Source organism: Nodosilinea nodulosa PCC 7104 (genome assembly GCF_000309385.1).
GTDB lineage: Bacteria > Cyanobacteriota > Cyanobacteriia > Phormidesmidales > Phormidesmidaceae > Nodosilinea > Nodosilinea nodulosa.
In genome coordinates, this window is sequence record NZ_JH976537.1 from 232,378 (window position 1) to 251,854 (window position 19,477).

General features: G+C 60.1%; 13 protein-coding genes. 6 read left to right on the forward strand and 7 right to left on the reverse strand.

Annotation, left to right across the window (positions count from 1 at the left end; translation table 11 throughout):
• Positions 1–21: 21 nt before the first annotated feature.
• Positions 22–2,322, forward strand: coding sequence for a GumC family protein (locus LEPTO7104_RS0100985; protein WP_017296671.1), 2,301 nt, complete (start codon positions 22–24; stop codon positions 2,320–2,322).
• Positions 2,323–2,555: 233 nt separating this feature from the next.
• On the opposite strand, the gene LEPTO7104_RS0100990 is transcribed toward LEPTO7104_RS0100985, so the two are convergent.
• Positions 2,556–3,431 carry an archaeosortase/exosortase family protein gene (locus tag LEPTO7104_RS0100990; RefSeq protein WP_017296672.1) on the reverse strand — a complete coding sequence of 292 codons (876 nt, stop codon included), beginning with the start codon at positions 3,429–3,431 and terminating at the stop codon, positions 2,556–2,558.
• 5 nt (positions 3,432–3,436) lie between these two features.
• The gene (gene hpsJ-A / locus LEPTO7104_RS32200) at positions 3,437–4,324 is read right to left on the reverse strand and encodes an HpsJ-like protein, cyanoexosortase A-associated (protein ID WP_017296673.1); all 888 of its coding nucleotides are present in this window, start codon (positions 4,322–4,324) and stop codon (positions 3,437–3,439) included.
• Positions 4,325–4,480: 156 nt separating this feature from the next.
• Between hpsJ-A and LEPTO7104_RS0101000 the strand changes: the two genes are divergently transcribed.
• The 4 genes from LEPTO7104_RS0101000 to LEPTO7104_RS0101015 all read left to right on the forward strand — a co-directional run bounded on the left by LEPTO7104_RS0101000 (position 4,481) and on the right by LEPTO7104_RS0101015 (position 10,120).
• Positions 4,481–5,083, forward strand: a complete 603-nt coding sequence (locus tag LEPTO7104_RS0101000) for a YdcF family protein (protein ID WP_017296674.1) — start codon at positions 4,481–4,483, stop codon at positions 5,081–5,083.
• A gap of 94 nt (positions 5,084–5,177) precedes the next feature.
• Positions 5,178–5,942 (forward strand): hypothetical protein, encoded by a 765-nt coding sequence (locus LEPTO7104_RS0101005; RefSeq protein ID WP_017296675.1) that lies wholly within the window; start codon positions 5,178–5,180, stop codon positions 5,940–5,942.
• Positions 5,943–6,295: 353 nt separating this feature from the next.
• Entirely contained in the window at positions 6,296–8,806 is a 2,511-nt protein-coding gene (locus LEPTO7104_RS37765; RefSeq protein ID WP_017296676.1) for an EAL domain-containing protein, read from the forward strand.
• A 324-nt stretch (positions 8,807–9,130) separates the two neighbouring features.
• The gene (locus LEPTO7104_RS0101015; RefSeq protein ID WP_040695782.1) at positions 9,131–10,120 is read left to right on the forward strand and encodes an IS110 family RNA-guided transposase; all 990 of its coding nucleotides are present in this window, start codon (positions 9,131–9,133) and stop codon (positions 10,118–10,120) included.
• Positions 10,121–10,135: 15 nt separating this feature from the next.
• On the opposite strand, the gene LEPTO7104_RS0101020 is transcribed toward LEPTO7104_RS0101015, so the two are convergent.
• The 3 genes from LEPTO7104_RS0101020 to LEPTO7104_RS0101030 form a co-directional block, all read right to left on the reverse strand.
• A complete protein-coding gene (locus LEPTO7104_RS0101020) occupies positions 10,136–12,193 on the reverse strand; it encodes a prolyl oligopeptidase family serine peptidase (RefSeq protein ID WP_017296678.1) in 2,058 nt (685 codons plus the stop codon).
• Between the two features lie 162 nt (positions 12,194–12,355).
• Positions 12,356–12,562, reverse strand: a complete 207-nt coding sequence (locus LEPTO7104_RS0101025; protein ID WP_017296679.1) for a hypothetical protein — start codon at positions 12,560–12,562, stop codon at positions 12,356–12,358.
• A gap of 101 nt (positions 12,563–12,663) precedes the next feature.
• Positions 12,664–16,014, reverse strand: coding sequence for a hypothetical protein (locus LEPTO7104_RS0101030; RefSeq protein ID WP_017296680.1), 3,351 nt, complete (start codon positions 16,012–16,014; stop codon positions 12,664–12,666).
• A 481-nt stretch (positions 16,015–16,495) separates the two neighbouring features.
• On the opposite strand from LEPTO7104_RS0101030, the gene LEPTO7104_RS39780 reads away from it, so the two are divergent.
• On the forward strand, positions 16,496–16,711 hold the full coding sequence (locus LEPTO7104_RS39780) for a hypothetical protein (protein WP_155523467.1): 216 nt from the start codon (positions 16,496–16,498) through the stop codon (positions 16,709–16,711).
• Between the two features lie 58 nt (positions 16,712–16,769).
• Here the strand turns inward: LEPTO7104_RS39780 and LEPTO7104_RS0101040 are convergent, their stop codons facing one another.
• Together LEPTO7104_RS0101040 and LEPTO7104_RS32210 are read right to left on the reverse strand one after the other, a co-directional pair.
• Complete coding sequence (locus LEPTO7104_RS0101040) at positions 16,770–17,750, reverse strand: SGNH/GDSL hydrolase family protein (RefSeq protein WP_225886906.1); 981 nt, start codon at positions 17,748–17,750, stop codon at positions 16,770–16,772.
• 201 nt (positions 17,751–17,951) lie between these two features.
• Positions 17,952–19,451 carry a polysaccharide biosynthesis protein gene (locus LEPTO7104_RS32210; RefSeq protein ID WP_196358080.1) on the reverse strand — a complete coding sequence of 500 codons (1,500 nt, stop codon included), beginning with the start codon at positions 19,449–19,451 and terminating at the stop codon, positions 17,952–17,954.
• Positions 19,452–19,477: the final 26 nt, after the last annotated feature.

Below are 19,477 nucleotides of genomic sequence, written 5' to 3' on the forward strand. Positions count from 1 at the left end.
CTTGGGTGGCACCCATCTACCATGACCCGCGACTTCGACCCCACTACCGATACCCCTGCCCTGCCGTCGCCGCCGGTGATGACCGGCGGCGATCCGGGCTCTAGTCTGACCATCGTTTTAGGCGTTGTGCGCCGCAAGCTCTGGATAATGCTGGCCCTCGGTCTAGCCTTTGGCGCCCTGTCGGTGGTCAAAAATGCCCAGGTGGTGCCCATGTACCAGAGCACCTTCCGCCTGCTGGTGGAGCCGGTGCGCGACCAAAAAGATCTGTCCCGCCTCACCGATACGCCCCAGGGGGGCAAACCCCAGGAGCTAGACTACACCACCCAGATCGAAGTCCTGCTCAGCCCCGAAATTTTGACCCCGATTTTGGAGCAGGCCACCGATCGCTACCCCGACGTCGACTACGGCAGCGTGATCAACCAGCTGGCCGTTTACCGGCTGGGCGAAACCAAAATTCTGGAGGTGAAATACACCGACAGCAATCCCGAAAAGGTGAAAGCCCTGCTGGACGTGATTGCCCGAGGCTATCTGGAATACAGCCTGGAATCGCAGCGATCGCAGCTGCTGCAAGGGCTGGCCTTTGTCGATGAGCGGCTGCCCCACATCCAGGCGCGGGTCAATACCCTCCAGCAGGACATCCAAACCCTGCAACAAAACTACCAGTTCCTCAAACCCGACGACTTTGCCCTGGCACTCTTCGATCAGTCGGCCAAAATTACCCAGGCCCGCCAGGAAATCAGGAACGACTTTATCGTCCAGGAATCGCAGTACAACGCCCTGCTCGATCAGGCGAGTGCCTCCGCCACCCTGCGCCAGTCCCAGGCCTACGAGACCATGCGCCAGGAATATCAGGTGCTGCGTCAGCAGTTAGCCGTTGAGTCGGCCCGGTTTGGCCCCAACAGCCCCACCATTCAGCTCATTCAGCGCCAGCAGGAAAATCTGGCCCCGCTGCTGTTCGAAGAAGGCGAGCGGGTCATCCAGGACCAAATTGCCCAGGTGATGGCCAGCATGGATACCCTCGCCGCCCGCGATCAAGAACTGGCCACAACCCAGGCCGCCCTCCAGCGGAAAATCAGCGCCGTGCCCGGCGTGGCCCGCAGCTATCAGGAGCTTCAGCGCGAGCTTGACCTGGCCGCCAACAGCCTGACCCGCTTCCAGGAAACCAAGGAAGTCTTGCAGATTCAGGCCTCGCAAAACGAAATTCCCTGGCAGCTGATCAACCCACCCGCTGACGCCCGCCGCAAACCGAGCACCAGCCCCGTCAAGGCTCTGATCCAGGGTTTTCTCATGGGGGCGGTGCTGGGCCTAGCTTTGGGCTACCTGCTCGAAAAGCTGGCCAACACCTACTACACCCTGGGCGACATCAAAAAGCGGGTGCCGCTGCCGATTTTGGGGGCAATTCCCCTCTACCCAGAGCTGATGAATGCGGCCCCGGAGGCCCATGTGGTAGACCTGCGGGTGGGTGCCCCGGCCAAGTCTGTGGCCGCCGATGCCGACGCCATCAAAGCTCAGCTCAAGAGTATGATCAGCCCCAAGCTAAGCAACTGGCAGGACTATGTTCACGCCGACAGAACGGCGGGCCAACCGGCCCTGGAGCCAGCCAGCAGCGCCGGAAAGCGCGAATCGGGCGGGCCGCAAGAGCCATTCCCCACAACCGCCAACTCCCCCGCCGATCACTGGCTGATGGAGTACGACAGCTATGGCTTCCTGGAGGCCTTTCGGGCGCTACACGCCAATCTGCAAACCTTCTCGCCGCGATCGCTGGTAGTCACCTCGGCCCTGCCCAACGAAGGGGCCACCACGGTGGCGGTGCACCTGGTTCAGGCGGCGGCGGCCATGGGGCTGAAAGTTCTGCTGGTCGACAGTCAATTTCGCCGGGGCGGCACCCGCCTCAGCTCGCTGCTAGGCATTAAAGCAGACCCCGGCCTGAGCGACTACATTAGCAACAGGGCCAGCCTCAACGACATTACCCAGCGGCTCTCCTGGGAGTCAAACCTGTTTGCCATCAGCTCCGGCACCGAGTCGATGGACCCCACCCGACTGCTGTCGTCTGTTCGCATGAAAGATCTGATGGCCCGCATGGAGAAAAACTTTGACCTGGTGGTTTACGCCCTGCCGCCCCTGATGGGCCTGGCCGATGTCAGCCTGGTGGCGGCCAAGACCGATGGCGTGCTGCTCGTCACCTCTTTGGGCCGTCGCCACCTGGCCGATGCCCTCAACCGCACCCTCGATCGCATGCAGGTGGCCCGCGTGCCAGTGATTGGGCTGGTGGTCAACAAGGTCAAGAACTACGCCGTTGACTTCTACGCGCGATCGGCCTGAGGTGCGGGCCATGCCGCAGAACCCGTAGCGGCCAAATGCCTCCATTCAGCTATGGCTTTGGGCGCGGGCAAACAGCTGTTTGCCCGCGCCCAAAAGCGTTGCAGGTTTGAGCGATATAGCTGCAACCAGTCTGGTTAAGACAGTCTCCCCTGAACGTTCAAACGTTTGAACGTTCAGGGGGTTTCTGGATATCCTAGCCAGCCTGACTATTGCTATACCTGTGGGATGCGGCGTCAAACAGAATCGCCGCCCTCAACACCCCTGGGCGATGGCGATCTAAACCCCAGCCAGCCCAGCCAGCCCAGGGCCACCAGCGTAACGATTTGCCCGCCGCTGGCGCTGTGCCAAAACTGAAAAACCGCAGGGTTGTCCACCACCGCTGCCATCAGGGCGACGCGCACCGTGCTTAGCAGGGCGGCGATCGCCACCGACCAGCCCGCCAATCGCGCCAACCCCCGCCCCTGGGCCATGGCTGCCAGCAGCACCGAAACCTGAAGCAGCAGCCCCAGCAGGGCCGCCCCGGTGCAGGCAAACTCCACCTCCACGGTGCCGCCGGGTAGCTGAATAAAGCTGCCCTGGTGCACCACCTCAAAGCCGACGTAGTGGAGGTCAAAGGCGGCGATCGCCGCTGTGGCAGTGCGAATGCGCTCTCCCAGCACCGTTTGCAGCAGCAGCGGCAAGGCCCTGGGCGGCACCGACAGCGTCAGCACCAGCGCCCAGGTTGGCCCCCAGGGCAGCCATCGCCAGCCCTGCCCCAGCAGCCACCACCCGGCCCAGGCCGCCAGCGGAAACAGCCGCACAAAGGCCGTTTCCGTAGCCTCCAGGTGCCAGGCTTTGAGCATTAGGCCGCCGACCAGGGCGGCTCCGAGCAGGAGGGCGGGGCGCGATCGCGCCAGGCGATCGGGCCAGTGCTGCTGCACCTGCGCCCCAACTGCGCCCCAAAACAGCAGACTGAGGGCAAGCTGGTCGGGGCTGCCCGTCACCTTCACAATCAACGTCAAGTGCAGCCCCACCAGCCCCAGCCCCGCCAGCCGCAGAGCGCCGGGGTTTGATGAGGCCCAAGGCGGCCACCGCCGAATCGCCAGTCGAGTTGCCGGTCGAGTCGCCATAGTCGTTACCGAATCCGGTGCTTCATGCGTTTGGGCTTGCGGCCCATCAAACGACCAACCCGTTGCCCAAAGGCCGTTGCCGGGTTGATTTGCGGGTCTTCGGCGGCGGTTTTGAGGGTGCCCTTGCCCCGTCTGGCCCAGCGGCTAATCAGCCAGGCGTAGAGAAACAAAACGCTGCCCAAGATGCTTTCGGCAATCAGCTTGAGGCTATTTTTGGTCAGGTTTTGTTTGACATTGGCGCGGGCCTGGGCCGCCTGGTCCGCCGCCCGCTCCTTAGCCTGGTTCAGGCTGTTTAGAATTTGTGCCCTGGCGTCTTCGGGGTTAACCGGCACGTTGGGCAGCTGCCCCTGCTCGTTAGGGGTTGGCACCAGGCTTTGCAGCTGCCGGGGCGTGGCCTGTTCGAGCTGGGTGCGGGTCGCCTCAATCTGCTGGCGCTGCTGGTTTACCTGGGTGTTGATCTGCTCGTTGTTAAATCGGTGAATGCGCAGGGTGTTGGCGGCCGTGAGGGGCACCAGCAAAAACAGGGTGACGCTAAACAGCAGCGTCAGCCAGGAGAGAACCCTGAGAATCGGCCATTCCACCTCCTGCCGCTCGACCCCATCGCCGCCAAACACCAGGATCAGGGCCAGCAGCGGTACCGGCACCAGCTTGACTAGATCGCCGGCAAACTGGTATTCCCACACCGGGTCCATAAATTTGGCTGGAATCAGCACGTAGAGAAAGTCTACGAAGGACAGCAGCAGCAGCCCGTAGCCCACTACCCGAGCCAGGCGCAGCAGTTGGCCCAGGGACAGGGGCAGGGCCGCATCCTCAGCGGGATGCGGGGTATGGATACTGTCGTCTGCGGGCGGCTGCGCCCGCAGCGATGGCGTTGGCCTGGAAGCAGAAGCCATAGGAATTGTTCTCTTAGCAACAAATAAATTCACCCTAAGCAGGGCGTGTTTGCGTTTTGGTTTGTGTTTACCCGGCCTGTCAAAACAGATGCGATCGCAACCACCCCGGTTCAACAGTAGAGACAGGTTTGGTTGTTGCGTTTTCCAGAGGTCTGCATGTCTGTCTTGAGCAATTCCCTGCGCTATCAAAGAGCATTTCTGTGGCGACGCGGCCAGCGCTTCTGCCTGCGGATTTTGCTCAGCGGCCTTTGCCTGCTCCTGCTGTACGGCCCCGTCAATCTGGCCATTGCCCAATGGCTCTGGCCCCATCCCGACGGCATTTTAGTGCTGGGGGGGCAGCCCCACCGCGAGGCCACCGCCGCCCGGCTGGCCATGCTCCATCCCCAGCTCCACATCTGGTCGTCTTCGGGACTGGGGCCAGACATGGCGTATCCCATTTTCGATGCGCTGAGGGTGAGCCGCGATCGCATTACCCTCGACTACCAGGCCGTCGATACGGTCACCAACTTCACCACCCTGGTCAAAACCTTCCGGCAGCAGCACGTGCATCACCTCTACCTCGTCACCTCCGACTACCACATGCCCCGCGCCCGCGCGATCGCCACCATTGTCCTTGGCAGTCACCACATCGCCTTTACCCCCGTTGTCGCTCCTTCCAGCCAGGCCACCGAATCCCCCTTTCGCATTGGCCGCGACATGGTGCGCTCCTGGATCTGGCTCACCACCGGCTGGAGTGGTGCAGCTATCCGCAACGTTTGAGTTTCCCTGCGTCCCAAGGGTTTTCCCAAAACCCCATACCTGGGGCAGCCGCGCTCCTCTCAACCCGTCTATACCCTTTCTCGTTTAAACCACTATGGCTCTATCTGTTGGCACCATCGAAACCTACTCCACCGAGTTGAATCAAATCCAGTACAGCGATTTAGGCACTCAAGGCAGTGATTCACTGACCCTCTCAGACAGTAACCTCTGGCTAGTCGATAGTACAAGCCTGAACGGGCTAGATACGAGCGCGTTGAACCTCGATGGCTCGCTCAGTCTCTACAGCGACGGAAACGGCTACGTTGCGCCTGTATCAAGCACCAGCATGGAGTCCACCACCGGGGATATTGCTGTGTATGGCAGCGACCCCAATGCTGACAGCGTTCTGTACACCAACACCTCTTCTCCCCAGACCAGCGGTGACATTTCCCTACTTGAGGTTGGGGGAGTGACCCAAAGCGGTTCTTCCCTGACCTCTAGCAGCGGAGAACTCAGCTCTAGCTCGACCAATAGTGACTTTACTCTGGCTAGCTCAGGCTCAACCACCGGCGGTACAAACTCCGGTGCCGCCCTTGCCCTGCCGAGTAGCGGTGACCCGACCGCAAGCAGCGACCCAGCCAGCGGCATCACGACCGAAACGACCATTGCTGCTAACAGTGTTTCGGGCGGCAATCTGGCCCCTTCCACCGACATCGAAGCCGTTCCCCTCGAAATCCACAGTGCCCTAGGCCTGGTAATCATTGCGGCGGTTATCATCCTGCGCCGCAGTCGGGGGTGGCGGCGGCGGCAAGCTATTAACGTTGAGTTAAACCAAGTTCAATACAGCGGTGGGGAATTGCGATCGAAATGCAGCCTTTAAATAGGTTTTTCTGTGAGCAGTCACAAACCAGCGATCGAAACATTGACAGCCACAAAAATCGATTTTTGCTCCTAATTATTTGAGGCGGTGGGGAGCTGCTATTTTTGCGATCGCGTCACACTTCCAAACGCAAACGCAAATGCAAACCCCGATTCATTAGTCTCAAAATATAGCTGCGGCCAATGCGCTTAGGAGAATAGCGATCGTTAGTGCGGAGACAGGGACAGCGCATTGGCGTATAGCTATCGCACAGGAGCTACCTGTGAAATGTCCTAACCTTTTTGACTCTAGCTATAGCAAGCTAAATTCTTCCGTAGTCAAGGCTTTTCTATCCTTTCTCAGTGGTCCTAACCATGTTTCAGATCTTGCGCCGTAATCTTGGGGTGCGCTCAGATGCCAGCACCAAACATCGCCCCATTCGTCTATCGATTGTGACCCAGTTCTTTCCCCCCGACTTTGCCGCCACCGGCCAGTACATGGATGAACTGGCCACCCAGCTGGGGCAGCAGGGGTTTGCGGTGCAGGTGTTTACGGGGCAGCCCAGCTACGCCTTTGAGGTGGCCGAAGCCCCCGCCCAAGAGCAAAAAGGCCCGGTCCACATCACCCGCTCGAACCTGCTGCGCAGCCGCTCTCGCCGCATGGCGGGGCGCACCATCAGCAGCCTGGCGTTTTGTGTCCATGCCGCCTGGCACTTGCTGAAAAACCGTCGCCAGAGCGACATTACCCTCTTCGTCAGCGAGCCGCCCTACGTGCAGGTGGTCGGCTTCTTGCTCCACCTGCTGTTTGGCACCCCCTACGCCGCCCTGGTGTACGACCTGTACCCCGACGTGGTGAGCGGCCTGGGCATGCTGCCCGCCCGCCACCCCGTGGTGCGCCTGTGGGATGCAATTAATCGCCGGGTGTGGCAGCGGGCCGAGGCCGTGATTGTGCCCTGCGAAACCATGAAGGCGCGCATTGTCGCCAAGCACCCCGACCTGGGCGATCGCATCGCCGTCATTCACAACTGGTCCGACCCCGACTGGGTCAAGCCCCTGGCCAAGGCCGACAACGCCTTTGCCCAGGCCCAGGGGCTGGCGGAGACCTTTACCGTGCTCTACTCGGGCAACATGGGTCGCTGCCACGACATGGATACCATCCTGGGGGCCGCCCAGGCCCTCCAGGGCGAGCCGGTGCAGTTTTTGTTCATTGGCGGCGGCCCCAAGCGCGACGCCACCCAGAGTCAGATCGCCGAGCTGGGGCTGACCAACTGCCGATTTTTGCCCTACCAGGACAAAGCTCTGCTGCCCCAGTCCCTCACCGCCTGCGACCTGCACCTGGTCAGCATCGACACCGATATGGAAGGGCTGGTGGCCCCCAGCAAGTTCTACTCGGCCCTGTCCTCGGGCCGACCCGTGGCAATTATCTGTGAGTCGCATTCCTACCTGCGGGGGCTGGTGTCGGAGGCCAACTGTGGGGCCGCCTTCAGCAACGGCGACAGTCAGGGGTTGGCCAGCTTCATCCACTACCTGCTCAAGGATCGCGAAGTCACCCAACAGCTGGGGCTATCGGGCCATCGGTTTATCCGCGAGCGCTTTACGGTGGGCGCGATTAGCCGTCAATACTACCGGCTGCTGCGGCGGGCGGTGGTAAAAAATGCCGATCTCTACCAGGCGATCGAGCGCAGCGAATTTGAAGTCTACTACCAGCCGATCGTGAACCTGGGCAATGGACGCATCGACACCCTCGAAGCCCTGGTGCGGTGGCACCACCCCCAGCGGGGCCTCTTGCTGCCCGAGGACTTTCTTCCCGCCGCCCAGGATACGGCCCTGATCATTCCCCTGGGGTGGTGGGTGCTGGAGCAGGCCTGCCAGCAGCTGGCCACCTGGCAGCAGCAGTTCCCCGAAAAAAGGTGCCGCATCAGCCTCAATCTCTCGACCCAGCAGTTCCTGCACCCAGACCTCTTTACCCGGCTCGATCAGGCCCTGACCAGCCACCATCTGCGGGGCGAAGATCTGGTCTTAGAGCTCAAAGACCACACCGTCATGGCCGATACCGCCGCCACCACGGGTATTGTTACCCAGCTTCAGGCTCGCGGCATTCAGCTCTGCATCGACGGCATCGGCACCAGCTATGCCTCCCTCAGCTTTCTGCACCGCTACCCCGTCAGCAGCCTCAAAATTGACGCCAGAACAATCAACCGTCTGGATATCGACCCCAAACTGGCGGAGTGGCTCAAGAGCCTGATCATTATGACCCACGACCTGCACATTGACCTGGTGGCCCTGGGCATTGAAACCGCTTTTCAGCATCGCCGCACCCGCGAGATGGGCATGACCTACGGCCAGGGCTTTGGGTTTACCAAACCAGAGCCCGCCGCCACAATCACCCGTCTGCTGGCCCACAGCAACCCGTTTTCGTTTCTGCTAGAGCCTCTACCCCTATTGCCCACTATGTCCCACCCTGAAGATACATCGCTAGTGCTGGTTGTAGACGACGATCGCTCCCTGCGCCGCCTGCTGACTCTTGCGGTTAAGCAGGCGGGCTACCGCACCCTGGAAGCCACCAACGGCAGCGAGGCCCTGGCACTCTACCAGCAGCACCATCCCGATTTGGTTTTGCTAGATGCCATGATGCCGGAGGTGAATGGGTTCACCTGCTGCCGTCAGATTCGCACGCTCCAGGCGGCCGAGGCGCTGAGTCCATCGGATCCAGCCGCTGCCACCGTGCTCACCCTGCAAAGACAGCCCTTCCCCATTCTGATGATCACCGCCCTGGACGATGACAGCTCGGTGGAGCAGGCCTTTGCCGCCGGGGCCACCGACTACCTGACCAAGCCGATCAACTGGTCAATTCTCAAGCAGCGCCTCAGGCAACTGCTTGGATAGGCGAACCCCAGGCCAAATCCTGGGGCATGACCAAGCGCCCCAACACCGAGCACAAACAATCCTCTAACCAGGGCCGATGGCCACTGCATCCAGGCCACCCACCAAACTGGTGATTGTTACCCCGGCAGACGCCTACCCATCCACTCCCCTTGTATTTTAAGCAGCAGGACGGTAGACCGATCTCCCCCCGGTTCTAGAAACCGAGATTTAGTCCAGGTCGCCGTTCTGCCATTTGTCAACAGCTCGAAAAATCGCCAGGGTCATGAACCCGCATCGAACAAGGTCGAGTGATGAATGGTCATTCTATTCCTCAGGAGGTGCGTGATGGGGACGAGTGAAGAACGGCAATGGGTGGGTATTGATGTGAGTCAGGCCAAGCTGGACGTAGCGCTGCGACCCTCGGGACGCTACTGGCAAGTGGCTAATGACGAGTCGGGATGGCAGAGGCTGTTGAATGAACTACAGGCTGTCACCGTCGCGCTGGTGGTGGTGGAATCCACAGGTGGGATGGAACGGGGCGTGGTTCAGGTCTTGCAGCGCCATGAAATCGCGGTGGCGGTGATCAATCCGAAGCGGGCGCGGGACTTTAGCAAAGCGTCTGGGCGATTGGCCAAGACCGATCGCATTGATGCGTCGATGTTGGCGCATTTTGGCGAGGCGCTGCAGCCGTTACCGAAACCGTTGGCCTCAGAGCATCAGGAAGCGCTCTCTGACTTGGTCCATCGGCGTTCTCAAGTGATTGAGATGCTCAACAGTGAGCAGCGTCGTCGCCACAGTGCGCGCAACCGCACGGCCCAGGCCGATATTGATACTCACATTGACTGGCTCAAGCAGCGGGTCAAAGCCCTTGATGCGGAGATCGACCAACTCCGTCAGGCCGATGAGACCCGCCAGCAGCGCTACGAGTGGTTGACCAGTGTACCTGGAGTCGGGCGAGTCGTGGCCACCACCCTATTGGCGCTACTGCCGGAGCTGGGCCAACTCTCGACGAAACGGTTGGCTAGCCTAGTGGGTGTCGCCCCGTTCAATTTTGACAGTGGCAAGCTTCGGGGCAAACGCCACATCGTGGGCGGTCGCGCCCTGGTACGCTCCACGTTGTATATGTCAGCCTTGGTGGCCATTCAACACAACCCCGTCATCATCGCGTTCTATCAACGTCTGTTAAGCGCAGGGAAACCCAAAAAGGTCGCCTTGATTGCCTGTGCCCATAAGCTGTTAGGCATCCTCAATGCGCTGGTCACCCAAGGTCAATCGTGGCGAGACCCTAAGGATACAGAACCCGCTCAGACTGCCACGCCAGCCACAAGTGGTTGACAATCAAGATAATCGCTACATCCCCAAATTCGCCGCCAAAAACGCCCACTTGTCCGACACCTCTTCGATCACCTTCGCCGTCGGCTTACCCGCTCCGTGGCCCGCCTTCGTCTCAATGCGAATCAGCACCGGGGCCTCGCCGCCGTGGGCCGCCTGCAGCGCCGCCGCAAACTTAAAGCTGTGGGCGGGCACCACGCGATCGTCGTGGTCGGCGGTGGTGATCAGCGTCGCCGGGTAGGCCGTCCCGGGCTTCAGGTTGTGCAGGGGCGAGTAGCCGTAGAGCACCTTAAACTCGTCCTCATTCTGGGGCGAGCCGTAGTCCGACTCCCAGGCCCAGCCGATGGTGAACTGGTTAAACCGCAGCATGTCCATCACCCCCACCGCCGGTAGCGCCGCCGCAAAGAGGTCGGGGCGCTGAGTCATGCAGGCCCCCACCAGCAGGCCGCCGTTGCTGCCCCCCGCGATCGCCAGCTTTGCCGCCGAGGTATAGCCCTTGGCGATCAGCCACTCCGCCGCCGCTATAAAGTCGTCGAATACGTTCTGCTTGTTGAGCTTAGTCCCGGCCAGGTGCCAGTCTTCGCCGTACTCGCCGCCGCCGCGCAGGTTGGGCACCGCGTACACCCCGCCCATCTCCATCCACACCAGGTTGCTGACCGAAAACGAGGGCGTCAGCGAAATGCTAAAGCCGCCGTAGCCGTAGAGCAGGGTAGGGTTCTGCCCGTTCAGCTCAAGCCCTGTTTTGTGGGTAATGAACATTGGCACCCGCGTCCCGTCTTTGCTGGTGTAAAACACCTGGGTGGTGGTGTAGGCGCTGGGGTCAAAATCGACCTCGGGCTGGCGGTAGAGGGTGCTCTCGCCCGTCACCATGTCGTAGCGGTAGATGGCGGGCGGCACCGTAAAGCTGGTGAAGCTGTAGAAGGTTTCGGTGTCTTCGGTTTTGCCGTCAAAGCCTCCGGCTGAGCCAATCCCCGGCAGCGCTACCTCTCGCACAAGTTCCCCAGTCAGCGAGTAAATGCGAATGGTGGTGTAGGCATCCTTCAGATAATCGGCCACAAACTGGTGGTTGAGAATGCCCACCCCCTCCAGGGTGTCCTCGCTTTCGGGGATGATTTCTTGCCAGCGCGATCGCTCCGGCTGAGCAATATCGATCGCAATCAGTCGTCCCTTGGGGGCCTCCAAATCTGTCGTAAACCAGAACAGCGACCTGTCGTTATCCACAAAGCTGTAGCTGGCCTCAAACTCAGAAATTAGCTCCACCACCGGGCTATCGGGGCTGCTCAAATCTTTGTAGAAGACCAGATTGTTGGGGTCGGTCCCCTTCCACACCGAGATGATCAGGTACCTGCCATCTTCGGTGACGCCGCCGCCAAACCCCCACTCCTTCTGGTCGGGGCGCTCGTAGATCAGCATGTCCTCGCTCTGGGGAGTGCCCAGGCGATGGTAAAACAGCTTTTGGTAATAGTTCACCGCCTCCAGCTTGGTGGTTTCGTCCGGCTCATCGTAGCGGCTGTAGAAAAAGCCCGCATGATCGTGGGTCCAGGATGCGCCCGAAAACTTCACCCACTTGAGCAGGTCATCGGTGTCTTCGCCAGTGGCAATATCGCGCACGTGCCACTCCACCCAGTCGGAGCCGCCGCTGGATAAACCGTAGGCCAGGTAGGCCCCGTTCTCGCTCACCGCCATGCCGCTGAGGGAAACGGTGCCGTCCTCCGACAGGGTGTTGGGGTCGAGCAGCACCCTGGGCTCGGCCTCCAGGCTGGGCAGGGTGTAGAGAACGCTCTGGTTTTGCAGCCCGTCGTTCTTGAAGTAAAAGTAGCGCCCGCCCCGCTTGAAGGGGGTGCTGTAGCGCTCGTAGTTCCAGATCTGGGTGAGGCGATCGTTGATCTCCCGTCGCTTCGGCAACGTTTGCAGATAGCCTTCGGTGACTGTGTTCTGGGCCTCAATCCACTCGCGGCTGGCGGCAGACTGAGGATCTTCGAGCCAGCGGTAGGGGTCGGGCACCGCCACGCCGTGGTAAGTATCGACCTGGTCGTGTCGGGGGCTGGGGGGGTAGGCGAAGGAATTTGCAATCATAGGAGGTGCAGAGGGCCGAGGACTACCGTAACCCTAGCAGGAAGAGCCGGGTAGCGGGCATAGGTCAGCCCCGGGCGGAAAACTCTGGCGGAAACCGGCGCGATCGCCCCGCCAACCTGCGCCCAGAGGCCGCCAGCCCTCCCCAGGCGGCCTCTTCAACGGCTACAGCAGCAGCATTTCGGTGGCACTGGCGATCGCCATCGCCAGCAAACCCACCGACACATACTGCAACAGGGGTGGCCGGTGCTGCCGCCGCCGCTCGGCCGAGCGCAGCGCCGCCGAAATGTGCGGGGCACCGAGCAGGAAAAAGAACAGCTGGAGGATATCAACCTTTTGCCGCTCCAGGGTCATCTCGGGTTGGGGGTGCATAGGTGGTTCTCCTTCGTCATTGGCGCGCTTGTGGCCAGGCACAATGTAACACAATATTAAAAAGCGTTGTGTTGCGGCGCAGTATAGGCACCTTCCCCGCTCTAGGCCTGGATTAGCAGAGCAAAGAGCTGCGCCATCAAATCATCGCGCTGGTCCCAAACGGCTAGTCCCAGGCGGGCGCGCCGCTGGTACTCGCGCAGGCAGGCGGTGGCCTCGGTAATGTAGCTATCGAGATGGCCGTTATAGCGTTTCTGACGCTTGATCAAAGCTCTTTCGGTGCGGGAGCTGGGCGAGCTTTGCATATTGTGCAAACTCAGCAGCAGGGCGTCAATATCGGCCTCCAGGGCGGCTCCCTCGGCGGTGGGCACCAGCGACAGCCGCAGCACCAGGCAGGCGACGGCAAAGAGTTTGCCCAGCTCAGAAATTTCGCTAATCCGCCGAGGGTAGAGGTCGCCAATAGAGTCCACATCGGGGGACGAAAAGGCCGCCGCCCCCCCCCGACGATTAAACGATCGCGAAATGCGGTAGGTGCGTCTGCCCTGGCGCTTGTCTTTTTGCACCGACCCGCCCGCCTCAGCCATGGCCCATGCGGTATTTAGCAGGCGGGCGGCGTGGCGCAGCTTGGCATCCCAGTCAATCGCTTCTTTGGGGGTATCTTCAGCGTCAAACTCCTGGGCCACGTTGCTGCACACCATATACAGCCCCCGAATAAAAAACAGGTAGCAGGCGTTGGTGCCAAACAGATAGATCGTGCGAGTGGGGTGGTGCGGCGACAGCTTGGGCAAATCCTTGGGATACACCGCCAGCAGCGACATATCTAGCACCAGCAGGTCGGTGGCCGACTGACTCAGCTGGGTGTAGTGCTCGCCCCGAGTCTCGTAGATGGGCGGAATCTTTTCGATGCAGTAGGCGCCAAACTGATCCAGGTTGTCTTTCAGCAGGCCGCTTTTTTCTTTGATTTGGTAGTAGCACTGGCGACCGGTCTCAGCGTAGGTAATCAGGGCGTGGTCGCGCAGCTGTTTGGCCCAGGCAAAGCACTGGCTGGGGCCGAGCTGCCGGGGCAGCGTACCGCTGCTGGCCCCGGCCAAATTTAGCTTGCTGGGCTCGGCGTAGGCGGCAATTAAATAAATCCACGACTGCATGGCCGCAAAGCAGGCGTAGATCTCGCTATTGCCGTCGGCGGCGGCGTAGAGGCGAGATTTTTCGGCCAGATAGAGCCGTCCCCAGTGAATGGAGGCTTCGGTTCTCTGCCGCCCGACAAAGCTTTCGGTGGGCAGGTAGTCATCGTCGCGGGGCACCCGGCGCGGAAAAAACAGCAGCAGCTTGGTGCGCAAAAAGGCAATCCGGCTGAGCAGCAGGTAATGGGGGTGAAAGGTGCCCTGGGAAACCTCGTTGAGCACCACGTATTTTCTCAGTCGCAGGCTGATGTGGCGCTGGGCCTGGTCGAGGGCTTCCCAGGCGCGCTGCACCAAAATGTCGCGGTTGACGTCGGCTTCGCAGTTAGGCGGCAGATAGCGGGGGTCGCGGTCGTCGGTGTCGTAGATGTAGTAGTAGTTGGCCAGGCACAGCAGATAGCGAATCACCAGCGCCCCCGAAAACACCTCAAAGGGTTCGGTGCCAATGGGGTTGGTTTCCAGGCCCTGCTCTACCAGGCGATCGAGAATTTCTAGCCGCCGCAGGTAGGGGCGCACCGGGCGGTATATGCCCTCGTCGAGCAGGGCTTCGGCGATCGCCAGGCAGGCGTCGAAGTAGATGTAGGGATCGCCTTTTTGCAGGGGCGCTGCGGCCGGGCCGCTGGGCAGCAGGTTTTGCTCAATCATGCCGATCATGGCCAGCGACGAAAAGGGATAGCCCTGGAGGCAGGTCCAGGCGTCTTGCATGACCTGCGATCGCTCGACCCGCTGGCACAACTGCTGAATGTACTGCCCCGGCTGTATGCCGGCGCTGCGAATAGCCTGAAGCCTGGCCTGGAGCGACGCCTGAACCTGGGAGAGCAAAAAGTCGAAGCCGCAGTAGTCGCCGTGGCCAATCGGGTCGGCAAAGGAGAAGTCTTCATAGTTGCTGAAGCGATCCTCCTGGCAGGCGTGGAGGGTCTGCCCCAGCACCTGGCGGCGGCACAGCTTGACCAGGCTATGGGCCCACACTGGCGAGGCCACATTGTCGCGAATAATGGCCTGGGTCGAGGTGACATCGTGGGCGATGGGGAAGTAGTCGTGCAGGCAGGGAATATCCTGCAGCAGCGCCCTGTTGATGACTTTGATCACGTGGGAGAGGGCGCCGCCAATGCCGGTGCTGCTGAGGCTAAAGTCAATGCGGCGGCGGTCCTGGCTGCCGATGCGATCGAGCCCATCGCCCAGCAGCGGCTGGTAGCCCTCGGGCACCTTAACGTAAAACTCAAGCACCACCTGGGTAGCCTCCTGGGAGGCCAGTTCGTAGTCACCGGGGCCGGGCAGGTCGCTGCGGCGAGGGCGGCCAATGCCCTGGTCGAGCTGGCGCAGGGCCGGGTGCAGCAGGGCCGGGTAGGGACCGCTGGTTTGCAGGGCCGAGCCGAGGTCCTTGTCGGCAAAGGGCAGCGGCCCCGAGGGAATCAGGGTAATGCGCTTGAGGTAAACCGGAAACTGGTCGGTCAGCCGCTCGTTGGCCACGATGGTCTGGGCCAGCTTGGTGACAAAGGCGGGCTGTAGGTAGTGGCAAACGTAGGAATCGACAATGGCTTCGCCCGAGCCAGCCAGCTGCTGGTTGCCGCTCCGGGCCAGCAGGCGGCGAACCTCCCGGCGAGCCTTGAGCGTCAGCTCATGGATCGTGTCTTCGCGCCGCTGCACCGACGAGTGCCCCGCCGGGCGCGGGGCCTGGGGGGGCAAAAAGTCCAGGCTCTGGCGCACCACGTCGGTAATCAGATCGTCCACCTCACCCAGGTTGGTCAGGGTCGGCTCGGCCCTGGCAAAGTCTAGCCCTACGGCCGCCTTGTAAATGCGCATCAGCATTTCGTAGTTCTCCAGGCCGCCGACGGTCTGGAGAATCAGCAGCGATCGCTGCAAAAGCGTCAGCCCGTCCCCCGCCCGCAGACCAAGGGTGTTGCGCTCGGCGGGCGTCAGCTCCACCAGCCGAGACAGGGCCGCCAGCACATCCTCCGGGGTCAGCAGCCGGGTATGGGGTAGCTCAAAGGCCTGGTAGGCCGCCGCCAGATTTTGGCGCAGGCTGCCCAAAAGGCTGACCAGATCTCCCGTGGTGGTGAGACTGAGTCGACTGAGCTTTTTCTGGCGTTCCTCCAGGGTAAGATTCTCCTGCAAGAGCGCCGTAACGAATCGGCGCAGCTCCTTTTTGCCCAACCGCTCGCCAATGGCGTTGGCATTGATCTCGCCGCTGCTTTTCTGGCTAAAGGCCAAGCAGGCGAACAGGTAGGCATAGAGGTGGTAGCTGCGATCGTAGTCGGCCAGATGATCAGAGGGCATCGGCGGCGTCAGTAAAGAAGTATTGAGAAACTTGGTTGACGTTTTAAGGAAAGCCTCACCCGCCCGGGCACGCCCTTGCTTTATAAAGCTGCCATGAACCTGTGCTCTACCCTGTAGCCAGCACTACCAAAAAAATGCGAAATCCGTTCTGAACGCAATTTTTTGTAAAAATAGCTACAAAAAAAGTGGTGCATGCGACCCACCCATGGTGCCGCTGGCCCCTAAAAACCTTCCTTGCCCTTGGTATACAGAATTCAGCGCCGCGCCTAAAAATAAGGCCAGGGAATCCCGCTTTAGGCCGCTGGCTTCCCTGACCGCTGATCACCAGAACATTGTTCTGATGTCTTTCAGAGACTACTTCAAACGGTTGAAATTGTCTCTAAAAGCCGTCGTCTTTTATCGGCCCCGGCCCAGAGGCGGCCTAGAACAATGCTGCCTGGTATTGCTCTGGTAAACCCAAGCTCCCCAGGAGGAAAATCTGATGTTAGTTCCGTACCGTGAAGGATCTCATCCCCACCATCCCCACCACTTGGAGTGCCCCCACTGCGGGCGGCACACCATTGTTACCAAGGCAGAAAGCTATTACGTCTGCCTGAACTGTGGTTGGGAGCGCGATTTGGCCAACGCCTGGCCCCGTGGCTCAGTGGAGGTGCTGCTGTTTATTGGCGCCGTCCTGCTGGTGCTGTTTGTGCTGTAGTTTGGCCGCCCGTCCGCAGGCCGTTTGCCCTCTGGCATGCGGCCTTTTTGCCCTTGCTCTACCAGGGATCGCCCAGCGGATCGGGGGCCGCCGTCGAACCCGATCCGCCTTTCTCCCAAACATCGACCACCAGCTCGGCCAGGCACTGCCCGACCCAGGCGTTGCCCTCGACGCTGAGGTGAATGTGGTCGAAATAGAGCCGTTCGGAGCGGGTTTGCTGAAACCGGGGCAAAAAGTCGAGGTAGGGAATGGCCTCGTCCTGGGCAAAGGCGGTCAGGCGCTGGCGGGCAACGCGCTCGTAGTCGCGGGGGCCGTCACCTTGCAGCTCGCGCTTTAGGGGGGTCATGGCGATCGCCAGTTTTCCCCCGGCCAGCTGGACCGCCTGGTTGAGCTGGCGCAGGGCCTCCAGGTTGACGCCAACGCGATCGCCGGGCTGGTCGTAGAGGGCCTGTAGTTCGGCGCTAGGGGTGTACTTTCTGCGTCGGGCTGCCGCCTCCCACAGGGCCAGGGGGGGGCGGCGGATAGGGTACTGGGGGTTGCGGCCCAAATCGTAGCTGTGGGGCGCGATCGCAAACAGATCGTCGGTATTGAGCACCACCACCACCACCTGCGACTCAAAGGTGCCAAACCGCAGCACGTAGCCCAGTTCGTTGCGCGGTCCCCAGGAGTTGGCCGAGGCGTTGAGCACCTCCACCTGCTGAAACCCAGCGGGCTTTAGATCCTCTAAGCCTGCCTGCACCTTGAGCGACAGCAGCTCAGACTGGTCGGTCCACCAGCCGCCGTTGACAATGGAATCGCCCAGCATCAGCACCCGCAGGGTACCGGCGACTGGCTGGGGCGATATGGCTGGCCCGCGCATGGAGTATTCGTTGATGGCAATGTGGTTGCCCCGTCGGCGCAGGCGTTGGTCGGGAGCCAGGCGGTAGCCGGTGCGGGCATCGGCCACGTAGAGGGGAGGATTGCCCAAGCCATACCTGACTCGCAGAAAAACTTCTGCGATCGCCACGGCCACAGCCAGGGCTCCCAATACCCAAAACACGATTCTTACCAAGATTGCGCCAGTTGCAGCACCAGCATTTTAGTCACATTTCTAACGATTGGGGACCTTGGCCCACCGCTCTGCGATCGTAGAACTGGTACTCGAAAGCTGAAATACGCAGGCTATTCCCGCTCGCCTGGCTCCCTGGCTCCCCTGCTCCCTCGCGATCGGGCATAGTCCAGAAACCTATACCGCAGTCCACTAGCCTGCTAAAGACTGACTTCTGCCAGCAGAAAGGCTTTCGATCATCAGCCTGATGGTGTGCCTATGGGCGTCTAATGTTGTTCCATCTAGGCCCAGATAATTTGGATCTGTACCCCAGTTCAGCACCTTTAGAAGGATTTCGACGGGTGCTTGGGCGTAGGCAGAGCGGGAAACCGCCACCACGCATTCCGCCAGGCTTTTTTTGATGCAGGCATCAGAGCTTTCAGGATTTTGCAGCAAATGCTCCAACTTCGCCAGCTGGGCCTCAAAAATTTCTGTGCAGAACGGCAGCACCGGAGACACAATAAAATCTCCCGAAGCATCGACGCGGCTAGAGGTCTTCTCAACGGCGTTGACCAGCATATTTGCTTCCGTAGGGTCATCCCAGTCAACCTGGCCGCGAAAGAAGCCCTCCTCATAGCCAGCCGGGCATCCCTGAAAGTAAATAGGCAGTCGTTGGCCAGACACCAGAATTTTATACAGAGCAATTTCTAGCGTTTCCACCGGCCAGCCTAAATTGCGGCAAACCAAAAACTCTAGCTGCCGGGGTTGAGCGACAGCCAGGCTATTGAGTAAAAGGCTGACGGCCTCGTGGACATTTTGAGCGCAAATATATTTATCCGGGGCGTGTATGTTGACCGTCTCACCCCGTCTCACCTTTTGATCGTACTGATCGCAGACGGAGCTATTGTCCAACATATGGGTAAATCTAACCATGCCGTAGACGGTAGACCCACGCTGACTGGCCTGGGCAAACAACCATTCACAGACTTTTTTAGTGGCGGCATAGACCTCACTCGTAACATAGCGAGAGGCCTTGCCCGTGGAGGAAAAGACGCAGTGCTTCACGCCATACTTTTCACAGAGGCGAATCACGTTTTGAGTGCCGAAGATATTGGTAGATACGGCCTCTCGGACCTGTTTTTCCGCCAGGCCAGGGAGGCGCAGGGCGGCCAAATGAAACACTACGTCAGGTTTTTCGGCCGAAAAAACCCTGTCCAGCTGATCAAAATCTCTAACATCAGCTCGGCAATATATTTTTCTGTGCTTTGGTAGGGCTGAATCAGAACGTTCTGTCTCGTGATATGGAGCAATATCTGCAATGATTATTTTTTTGACCTCAAAGGCTTCCAGCGCCTGAATGAGATGGCTACCGACACAGCCACTGCCGCCTGAAACTAAAACCGTAGCTCCTTTAAGCTTCGGCTTTACGCTACTTTCATAGCAGTGAACTCTGCGATTCCAAACATCCCTGAACGGGTCGTCTTGCAGCTGCCCTGCCGCCTGATAGGCCTGTATGAGTTCGTCAGTCAGTACGGATAGCTCCCTCAGAATAAATCTATCGCTAGGCTTGGGAGAACCTACGGGCACTAGCTGCTGGATAGTATTGATAATCGAGCATCGCTGATTTTTGGGTGGAGCCAAACAGTCAAGATGAGATCCGATGCTTGGCAATGAAGAATTTCTCAAAATTAGGCTTTGATCGAGATATGTCATGGCAGCGTAAATTGACAGGAACATAA